This window comes from Sinomonas atrocyanea (assembly GCF_030811715.1).
Taxonomy (GTDB): domain Bacteria; phylum Actinomycetota; class Actinomycetes; order Actinomycetales; family Micrococcaceae; genus Sinomonas; species Sinomonas atrocyanea_A.
The window spans coordinates 214168-223396 of record NZ_JAUSRH010000007.1; the positions used below are offsets into that span (position 1 = coordinate 214168).

Sequence of the window (9229 nt, forward strand, 5' to 3'; positions counted from 1 at the left end):
GCGGTGCAGACCAGCCCCGCTCTCCTCCGGACCGCCGCCGCCTGGCTGCTGGCCCTCGTGCTGGCCATCGTCGCCTCGGTCGTGGCGGTCACCCTCGTCAAGAACACTGCGGCCGGCCCCGCCGAGCCGGTGCGCGCCTACATCGATGCCCTCAAGGACGGCGACGGCGGCTCTGCCCTCGGGCTCCTGCACGCGAAGGTCCCCTCCGGGAGCGCGGCCGTGCTCAACGGCGGCCCGCTCAAGGACTCCATGAGCCGGGTCAAGGACATCGCCTACGAGACGACCTCGGCCGGCGGCGACCATGCGGCCGTCACGGTCCACTACAGCGTCGAGGGGCAGGCGCACGAGACCAAGTTCTCGATCGAGCGCACCGGCACCGACTGGCTCTTCTTCCCACGCTGGTCCATCGCCCCCGGCACGCTGCCCACCATCGATGCCACGGTGGTGAACTCCACCCGGGCCACCCTCAACGGTGCCACCGTCAACATGCCGGGAGGGCACAACACGTTCCCGGTGTTCTTCCCGGGCTCCTACGTCGGATCCCTCTCCGGCCAGCAGTTCGAGGCCGACCCGCGCTCCGTCGTCGTGACCTCCGCCGGCACCACCACGCCGCTCAACCTCGCCACCAAGGCGACCCCCCAGCTCGTCTCGGCCATCGACGCCAAGATCCACGGCTACCTCGACGACTGCGCCAAGGCCGCCAGCCAGCAGCAGCGGCTCCAGCCCGACTGCCCCTTCTCCCTCGCGACCAACACGCGCATCCAGGACGGCACGATCGCGTGGTCGGTGTCCTCCTATCCCAAGGTCTCGGTCGAGCCCTACCAGGGACGCTGGGCCCTCGCCCCGCTCAAGGGCAGGGCCCACCTGAAGGCCACGGCGATCGACCTGTTCACCGGGGCGGCCTCTCCGCTGTCCGCAGATGTCGACTTCGACTTCGGGGCGCGCCTCGACGTCTCCGACAGCGCGATCACGGTGACCCCCCAGCTCAAATAAGCGCGCCCGGTCACATCGCACGCCCGGTCACATCGGTGACCCGGCGCGGTCGGCAGCGACGCTGGCGCCGAATCCGACCGGCTATCGCGCGTCGGAGGGCGTGTCCCCCTCCGACGCGCCGGCAGCCCCGGCACCCCGGAGCCCAAAGCCGGTCGGATTCGGCCCGGGCGGCAGCGGACGTCCGCCCAGGATCCGGGAGACCTCCTCGACCAGCACCCAGGACCGGTGCACCACGTCGGCATACCCGTAGCGCAGCGTCACGAGCCCCCGCAGCTGCGCCTGCCGGTCGCGCACCCGGTCCTTGCCCCGCTGGACGCGCTCCTCGTGGGTCCTTCCGTCGAGTTCAACGATGATCCAGCCTTCCACGAGCAGGTCGACCCGACCGATCCCCTCGATCCAGACCTGGGCCTCGACGTGGAAGCCGGCCCTCCTGAGCAGCGTCCTGGCTATCGTCTCGAGCAGCGAGTCCGCCCCTCCGTCCACGAGATCGAGGACGGCGCGCGCCCGCCCGTTGCGCGGCCCGGTCAGCAGGCCGCGGAGGAAACCGAGCGGGACCCCCTTCTGGGTGACGGCGCACTCGGCGATCACGAGCGCCTCGAGCTCTGGCAGGCAGCGCAGCGCGTGGAGCACCACGTCCGCGAGGCCCGCGACCGGGGCGGTGGGATGCGGCGGGACCCTTCGCTCGCGATGGATCACGGCGCCGGGGCGGTCCGCCCCGGTGGCCCGCAGCAGGTGCGGGCGTGCGTCGGGCCCGGGCGGCACGAGGACCCAGAGCCCGTACACGTCTGCGGCGCTCACGCAGGTCAGCAGTGATCGGGTGCTGCGGGCGTGCACGAACCGCGGATCAGCCGTCGGCAGGGCGTAGAGCCCGTGCCGGTGGCGTTCGACCTCCCCCGCCTCGACCGCCCGGCGCAGAGCGGCCTCGCGGATGCCGCCGCTGCGGAGCTCCTTCAGGCGCGCCACGCCGTGGAACTGCCCGAACCGCCGGGCGAGGTGTGGGTCCATCCCCTCATGCTCGGGCGGCCGGAACGCACCCCGCAGCCCCCGCGCCCTCCATGTGGACAACCGGCCCTCTGAGGGGCAGCTGGGCGGGTCGTGCGCCGTCCCGGACCCGACCGGCTTTTCAGGCCCGAACGGGCGTGTCGGCCTCGACACGCCGCCCCTTAGCCCTGCTCAGCTAGGAAAGCCGGTCGGATTCGCCGCGCACGCCGGGGCGGCTCGCCCGGGCGCCCAGACGCACGACGGCGGGCCGGTCACCCGAGGCGACCGGCCCGCCGTCGTGCGCGGGGAGACCTCAGTCGAGGCCGCGGAGGTCCAGGACCAGATCCGAGTCGGCGCCGTCCCGCAGCACCACGGGAATCCCCCAGTCCTGCTGGTACAGGTGGCAGGCGGCGTGGTCCGGGATCTCCTCGCCGGGGGCGCCGTCGCACGCGGCGGCGCGGGCGGTGATGTGCAGGACGCCCTCGGCCACCTCGGGGTTGAGCTCGAGCGTGCGCGCGAGCCCCTGGGCGGTGCCGCCGCCGCCGAGGAGCAGCTCGGCCGGGGTGGAGGAGACCTTGAGCTGGGTGGGGTCGCCCCAGCGGTCGTCGAGCTTCTGGCCGGTGGGGGCCGCGAAGCGCACGGTGAGCGCGAGCGGCCCGGCGGCCACGGGGGTCTTGGGGCGCTGCGTCTGGCGCTCGCCCTCGTCGACCTGCTGGGCGTCCTTCGGGATGGGCAGGAGGACCAGCTCGTGCCGGTTCGTCTCGGTGACCAGCAGCAGCGGCTCGCCGTCGGCGGGGGTCACCACCACCACGTCGGCCGGCTCGGCCAGCCCGCGCGCGAGGGTCGTCACGGCCGCGGTACCGTCGGCGCCCTCCCCGCTCCTGCCGGAGGGGTTGTAGCGGCGCACGGCCCCGTTGTACGTGTCGGCCACGGCCACGGAGCCGTCGGGGAGGACGGCGACGCCGAGCGGGTGCTGGAGGCGTGCCGTGTCCGCGGCGCCGTCCCGGAAGCCGAAGTCGAACAGGCCGCGGCCCACGGCGGTCTCGACCGTGACCGCGGGCTGGCCGCTCGCGTCCACGTCGCCGAGGCGCACGCGGCGCAGCGCGGAGGTCTCCGAGTCGGCGACCCACAGGTCCCCCGATGGGTCCACCGCGAGGCCCGAGGGCTGGGCGAACCAGGCCTGCGGGGCGGCGCCGTCGAGCAGGCCCTCGAGGCCGGAGCCGGCGAGGATCGCCACGACGCCCGTGAGCGGATCGAAGGTGAAGATCTGGTGCGTGCCGGCCATCGCGACGACGACCTTCTGCAGCTTCTCGCTCCACACCACGTCCCACGGGGAGGAGAGCGAGACGTTCGTGCCGTGGCCGAGGTAGCCGATGTCCTCGATGTCACCGGCGTAGACGTCGTGGGGCGCGCCGTCCGCCGCCCCCTCGCCCGCCGTCGCGGCGGGGGCCGCGCCAGCGTCCGGGCCGGCCTTGGCCCATGTGCCGGCGCCGTCGCCGTTGACCCGGGCGGGCCCGGCGTCCAGGAGGCGCTGGACCCCGTTGCCGGCGAGGGTCTGCACGTGGCCGGAGCTGAGGGTCACGCCGCGCAGGCGGTGGTTGACGGTGTCGGCGACGACGGCCTCGTAGCCGGTCTGCCACGCGATCGAGGCCGGCAGGACGGCCACGCCCTGGGGCTCGTTGAACTGCGCGACCTCGGCCTGCCCGTCCAGGAAGCCCTTCGTGCCGGAGCCGATCACGCGCTCCACCGTCTCGAGGTCGGGGCGGAGCTCGACGAGGCGGTGGTGGCCGGTGTCGACCACGAGGTAGTTGCCGTTCTCGAGCGGCACGGTCTGGCCGGGGAAGCGGAGGGTGCCCGCGGTCGGCTCGGGGGCCACGTAGGGGCCGTCGCCGCGGTGCAGCGTGCCCTTGGCCTCGTGCTCGGCGACGAGCTCCTCGATGAGCACGCCCAGGCCGCCGGCGTGCCCCTCGCCGGAGAGGTGGGCGACGATGTAGCCCTCGGGGTCGACCACCACGAGCGTGGGCCACGCGCGGGCGGTGTAGGCCTGCCACGTGAGCAGGTCGGGGTCGTCGAGGACCGGGTGGTGGATGTCGTAGCGCTCCACGGCGGCGGCGAGGGCCACCGGGTCGGCCTCGTGCTCGAACTTGGGCGAATGGACGCCCACCGTGACGAGGACGTCTTTGTACTTCTCCTCGAGCGGGCGGAGCTCATCGAGGACGTGCAGGCAGTTGATGCAGCAGAACGTCCAGAAGTCGAGCAGCACGATCTTGCCGCGAAGGGCGGCCAGGTCCAGGTCCTTGCCCCCGGTGTTGAGCCAGGCGCGGCCGCCGAGCTCGCTCGCCCGGACCCGGCGGGAGGTCCGCAGGGCGTCCGCGCTGCGCTGTTCCTCGGTGGATTCTGCGGTCACTGGCACTCCTTCTTGCGGCACATCGTCTGGGCGCAGCGGCGTGATGCGCGCCCTTGGGGTTCAACCCCATTATCCCGGGCATTCTTCCGCGCATGACGCCGTGTGTCCCCGCCCCTGCGACACCGCGCACGACGGCGCCCGCGCGCCTTCCCGGCGCAGGTCACCGGCCGCGGGGGCCGGGGCTAGTGGCCCTGGGCCTCGTCGCGCTCCTGGAGGCGGGTGAACATGGCGTTGTAGGCGTCGAGGTCGGCGTCGTGGTTGCGGTCGGCGGCACGGTCGCGGCGGCGGGTCTCGCGGGCGTCGGACTTGGACCACATGACGGCCACGCCGATCGCCACGACCAGGGTCGGGATCTCCCCGATCCCCCACGCGACGCCGCCGCCGGTCTGCTGGTCGACGATCGCGGACGCGCCCCACGGGCGGCCGAGGTTGCCGAAGAAGCCCGGCTCCAGCAGCACGTTGGAGCCCATGAGGGTCACGCCGAAGAACGCGTGGAACGCCATGGTGGCGAGCAGCAGCACGAGCCGCATCGGGTACGGGAAGCGCCGCGGCAGGGGGTCGGAGCCGATCATGGTCAGCACGAAGATGTACCCGGTGAGCGTGAAGTGCAGGTTCATGAGCTCGTGGCCCACGTGGTCTCGCATCGCGTACCCGAACAGGTCCGAGTAGTAGAACAGGATGATCGAGCCGGCGAAGTTGGCGGCCGCGAACAGCGGGTGCGTGACGAGCTGGGACCACTTCGAGTGCACGAACACGAGCAGCCACTCGCGCAGCCCGCGGCTGCCGTCGCGCCGCGGCGTCAGGGCCTTGAGCGCGAGGGTCACGGGCGAGCCGAGCACGAGGAAGATCGGCGCGACCATCATGAGCATCATGTGGTCCACCATGTGTGCGGAGAACAGCACGCGCCCGTACACGGCGGGCGGGCCGCTCGTGATGTACGTGAGGACGATCAGCCCGGCGAACCAGGACACCGCCCGCCCCCAGTGCCAGGAGTCCCCGCGCCGGGCCACCTTGAGCATCCCGAGCGCGTACGTGACCGCCCCGAACACGGCCACGGCGACCCAGAGCCAGTCCGCGCGCCACTCGGTCAGCCACCGCGAGGCCGTGAGCTCGGGCGGGAGCTCGTAGCCGGTGAGGAGGAACGCGGGCGAGGCATCCGGGGCGTAGGTGGTCGGCTCCGGCGGGGCAGAGCGCGAGAGCGCGACGGCCAGGCCGGAGACCACGCCCATGACCACGGCCTCGACCCCGATCAGCTGCCACAGCACGCGCCGGGCGGAGGCGCCGCGCCCCAGCTGCGGGATCACCCACTGGCGGTGCATGAACCCGATGCCGCCGAGCACCACCGCAAGGGTGGTCTTGGCGAGGATGAGCTGGCCGTAGGCGGACGTGAACAGGTCGCCGAGATGGGGCAGCCGGATGAGCGCGTTGATCACGCCGGAGGCCACCACGAGCAGGAAGGCGAAGAGCGCGAGCGCGGAGAAGCGCCTCAGGGTCGCCTCGGTCGCGTCGGCCGCACGCACGACGCCGCGTCCCCGGCCCCCGCCGTCGGCGGCACCGGCGCGGTCCCCGCCGTCGGGCCCTCCGGCGAGGGTGCGGCCCAGCACGGCCAGCACAGCGATGCCGCCGACCCACAGCGAGGCGCCCACCAGGTGCAGGAACAGCGAGTTGACGGCGCCCTCATGGTCGCTCGAGCTCGCGGAGTGGCCGATCAGCGCCATGGGGACCAGGCCGATCACAGCGAGGATGCCCGTGAGGGCGAGCCCGGTCAGCGAGCGGACGGCGAACAGGAGGGTCGCGACCACCGCGGCGATGATCACGGTGACCAGCCACGCCCTGCCCACGTCGAGGTTGGTCATGAAGTACACGAGCTGATTCGTGTAGTCCGAGCTGCCGGAGAGGGGCTGCCCGACGAGGTCGGAGTGGGTCAGGATCAGGACGGCGATGGCGCTCAGGGTCCAGGCCACGGCACCGCCCGTGGCCGCGCGCAGGGCGCGGGAGAATGCGGGGTGCTCGTCGACGCCGGGAGCATCCGGTGGGCCTGCCGCGCGGCCGGTGGGGCCGGCGTCGTCCGTCCCCCCGTGGGAGCGCCGCGGCCGCGCGGTGTGCGGGAGGATCCCGACGGCGAACGTGATGCCGCCGATTGTCAGGGCGAGGGAGAGGTTGAGCACCGTCGTGGCGACGGGGAGTCCCCACCGCACGAGCGCGCCGGGGTCGAGGACCTGGCGCGCCGCGGCCGCCCCGGAGAACATCAGGCCGGCCACGGCTGCGGCGACGGCAACGGCGAGCGCCGCGATGGACCACCCCCTTCCGAGGCCCGCGAGACCCGTGGGTGCGGGGGTGACGGCGGGCGGACGGGCAGGTGGGGCAGAACGTGGCACCCCACCATTGTCCCCCACCGCGCTGGGCACATGCCGGGAGGTGGGCAGACGCCGGGAGGGGGCAGCGGCGGGATGCCGCTGCCCCCTCCCGGGGTGGTCTTGGGGCGAAGTGCCTACTTGCCGGAGGCAGCGGCCTTCAGCTTGGAGCCGGCGGTCAGCTTGACGCTGTGGCCAGCCGGGATCTCGATCGCGGCGCCGGTCTGCGGGTTGCGGCCGGTGCGGGCGGCACGCTCGGTGCGCTCGACGGCGAGCCAGCCGGGGATGCTGACCTTCTCACCCTTGGAAACGGAGGTCTCGAAGACCTCGAACAGTGCGTCGAGCACACCGTTGACTGCAGCCTGGCTGAGGCTGGTCTTGCCGGCGACCTCTGCAACCAGCTCGCTACGGTTCTTAGCCATGTGTCCTCCTGGACGTTTGGGTTATCCACGTCAGCCCTCAGCCTGTTCGCCGGGGGCTGCTGTTACGGCAACTTACCAGTTAACGCGGGCAGGGCCAGCAGATTCCCGCGTGTTTCCGGGGATTTTGGCCGGTTTTCGGGCCCGAGGGGGTTCCTCCGGCCCCAATCCGGGAGTGATCGTCCCACTTGCTGCCCCGGCGGCCCGCCTCGCCCGGAAATGCTGGGGAGAGCACAGAGCGGAGCGCCTGCACCGTGCTGTACTCATCATTTCGCCGGCCGGTAGCGTGGAGTCGTGCCGGACGCGACTCCCCTGACCCCGCCCCAGCGGGCCCTCGTCGACGCGTGGTTCCCGGGCTGGGACCTCGAGGAGGACCTCTCGTGGGGGCTGCAGGGCATCGCGGTGCTCCGCCTCGCGACGGCGGCGGGCCCGGTGGTCATCAAGGCGTCCGAGACGAGGCACCACCTCGTCCGTGAGGCCCGCGCCCACCGGCAGATGACCGGCCCGCTCCTGGCCCTGGACCCGCCCCGCGCAGCGCGCCTGCTCCACGCGGACACGCGGGCAGGCGTGGTCGCTGCCTCGTGGCTCCCCGGGAGCCTCGTCGAGGGCAGCGGGCACGAGCGCTCGCCCGAGGTGTTCCGGCAGGCCGGCGAGCTCCTGGCGCGCGTGCACGTGCCCAGGGAGCGGACCGCCGGCTACGACCCTGCGGTGCTGAACAAGGTCGGCGACTTCCTCGCCCGCGCGGCCGGCCTCGCCCCGCCGGAGCACCTGCGGGCGGCCGAGCGCCTCGCCGCCGCACACCGCTCCGGGCCCCGCTGGCTGTCCGCGACCCACGGCGACTACAGCCCGCGGAACTGGGTGCTCGACGGCGCTCCCTCCTCCGGCGCCCTCCTGCGCGTCATCGACTGGGGCCGGGCGGGCTACCGCCCCTGGGTCACCGACCTCGTCCGCCTGGAGCACCAGTGGTTCCAGCCGACCACGGACCCGGCGCCCCGCTCCGGCGGGCACGACGGCGGCGGGCTGCGGGCGGCGTTCTACGCAGGCTACGGCCGCGACCCCGCCGAGGAACCGGACTCGTGGCGGCTGGACAACATCCTGCAGGCGCTCGGGACCATCGTCTGGTCCCGTGAGGTCGGCGACGCCGCGTTCGAGGAGGAGGGGCGGCGCATGCTCGCCCGCGTCGTCGACTGGTTCGCCTGACCGGCGCTCAGACCGCGGCCGGGCGGTGCCCCTGCTTGGCGAGCTGGATCTGCTCGTACACGTGGTGGCGCAGCTCGGTGAAGCGCGGGAGGGCGCGCGTCTCGAGCTGGTCCCGCTCGGCCGGCAGGTCGATCACGAGGTCCTCCTGCACCACGGTGGGCGAGGAGGAGAGGATGATGACGCGCTGTCCATGAGCAGCACCTCGGGCTGGTAGGCCACCGCGCGGGCGATCGCGACTCTAGGCCGCGGTGTCGCGGCGCCGGAACCCCGCCACGGCGGCCGCGAGCGGCACCGCCGACGTCGCCGCCGCGACGCCCACGCTCGGCCAGTCGAGCCCGAGCCTCTCGGCAACGGCGCGGGCGCTCGGGCGGTCGGCCCGGCCCCTGAGGCGGCCGAGGTAATCGACGTGCTCGAGCCCCGTGAGCCGCGGATAGAGCGCCGGCTCCCCGGGCACGTACCCGACCACGCGTTAGACGGACACCGCCTCCCGCCACGTGTCGAGGCCGTAGACGCGCGCCGAGCCGGCCGTGGGGCGCAGCATGCCCACGAGCATCCTCATCGTGGTGGTCTTCCCGGCCCCGTTCGGCCCCAGGTATCCGAAGACCTCCCCCTGCTCGATCTCGAGGCTCACCGCATCGAGCGCCGGTGTCCTGTGGAACCACTTGGTCAGGCCGTCCAGGACGACCGGCACCTCAGTGCGCATGCCGCCAGTATCGGGGCGGCTGGTGGGGGCGTGTAGGGCCGAAGGGCGCTGTGGTGGTGTGGTGGGTGGGTGGTGTCTTTAAGTGCGGGAGCCCCCCGACCCTGGTGGGTTGGGGGGCTCGACCGTGTGGTGTTGTCCGGCGGTGTCCTACTCTCCCACACCCTGGCGGGTG

Annotated in this window: 9 protein-coding genes; 2 read left to right on the forward strand and 7 right to left on the reverse strand. The window is 73.2% G+C overall.

All coding sequences use genetic code 11. From position 1 onward, the window contains the following. The first annotated feature begins 3 nt into the window (after positions 1–3). Positions 4–993, forward strand: a complete 990-nt coding sequence (locus J2W21_RS12870) for a hypothetical protein (RefSeq protein WP_307114903.1) — start codon at positions 4–6, stop codon at positions 991–993. Between the two features lie 81 nt (positions 994–1074). Here J2W21_RS12870 and J2W21_RS12875 read toward each other — a convergent pair whose 3' ends face one another. From J2W21_RS12875 to J2W21_RS12890, 4 genes are all read right to left on the reverse strand, one after another. Continuing rightward, the gene (locus tag J2W21_RS12875; protein WP_307114904.1) at positions 1075–1998 is read right to left on the reverse strand and encodes a type IV toxin-antitoxin system AbiEi family antitoxin domain-containing protein; all 924 of its coding nucleotides are present in this window, start codon (positions 1996–1998) and stop codon (positions 1075–1077) included. Between the two features lie 289 nt (positions 1999–2287). Next, positions 2288–4381 carry an NHL domain-containing thioredoxin family protein gene (locus J2W21_RS12880; protein ID WP_307114905.1) on the reverse strand — a complete coding sequence of 698 codons (2094 nt, stop codon included), beginning with the start codon at positions 4379–4381 and terminating at the stop codon, positions 2288–2290. A gap of 182 nt (positions 4382–4563) precedes the next feature. Then, the gene (locus tag J2W21_RS12885; protein WP_373423108.1) at positions 4564–6777 is read right to left on the reverse strand and encodes a cytochrome c oxidase assembly protein; all 2214 of its coding nucleotides are present in this window, start codon (positions 6775–6777) and stop codon (positions 4564–4566) included. Positions 6778–6872: 95 nt separating this feature from the next. Beyond that, positions 6873–7157 (reverse strand): HU family DNA-binding protein, encoded by a 285-nt coding sequence (locus J2W21_RS12890; RefSeq protein WP_066500613.1) that lies wholly within the window; start codon positions 7155–7157, stop codon positions 6873–6875. 291 nt (positions 7158–7448) lie between these two features. Here J2W21_RS12890 and J2W21_RS12895 point away from each other — a divergent pair, with 291 nt between their 5' ends. After that, complete coding sequence (locus tag J2W21_RS12895; protein ID WP_307114906.1) at positions 7449–8354, forward strand: phosphotransferase family protein; 906 nt, start codon at positions 7449–7451, stop codon at positions 8352–8354. Positions 8355–8361: 7 nt separating this feature from the next. Here J2W21_RS12895 and J2W21_RS19815 read toward each other — a convergent pair whose 3' ends face one another. The 3 genes from J2W21_RS19815 to J2W21_RS12910 all read right to left on the reverse strand — a co-directional run bounded on the left by J2W21_RS19815 (position 8362) and on the right by J2W21_RS12910 (position 9057). After that, a complete protein-coding gene (locus tag J2W21_RS19815; RefSeq protein WP_373423105.1) occupies positions 8362–8508 on the reverse strand; it encodes a hypothetical protein in 147 nt (48 codons plus the stop codon). 84 nt (positions 8509–8592) lie between these two features. After that, entirely contained in the window at positions 8593–8820 is a 228-nt protein-coding gene (locus J2W21_RS12905) for a hypothetical protein (RefSeq protein ID WP_307114915.1), read from the reverse strand. A gap of 3 nt (positions 8821–8823) precedes the next feature. After that, entirely contained in the window at positions 8824–9057 is a 234-nt protein-coding gene (locus J2W21_RS12910) for an ATP-binding cassette domain-containing protein (RefSeq protein ID WP_307114907.1), read from the reverse strand. Between the last annotated feature and the right edge of the window lie 172 nt (positions 9058–9229).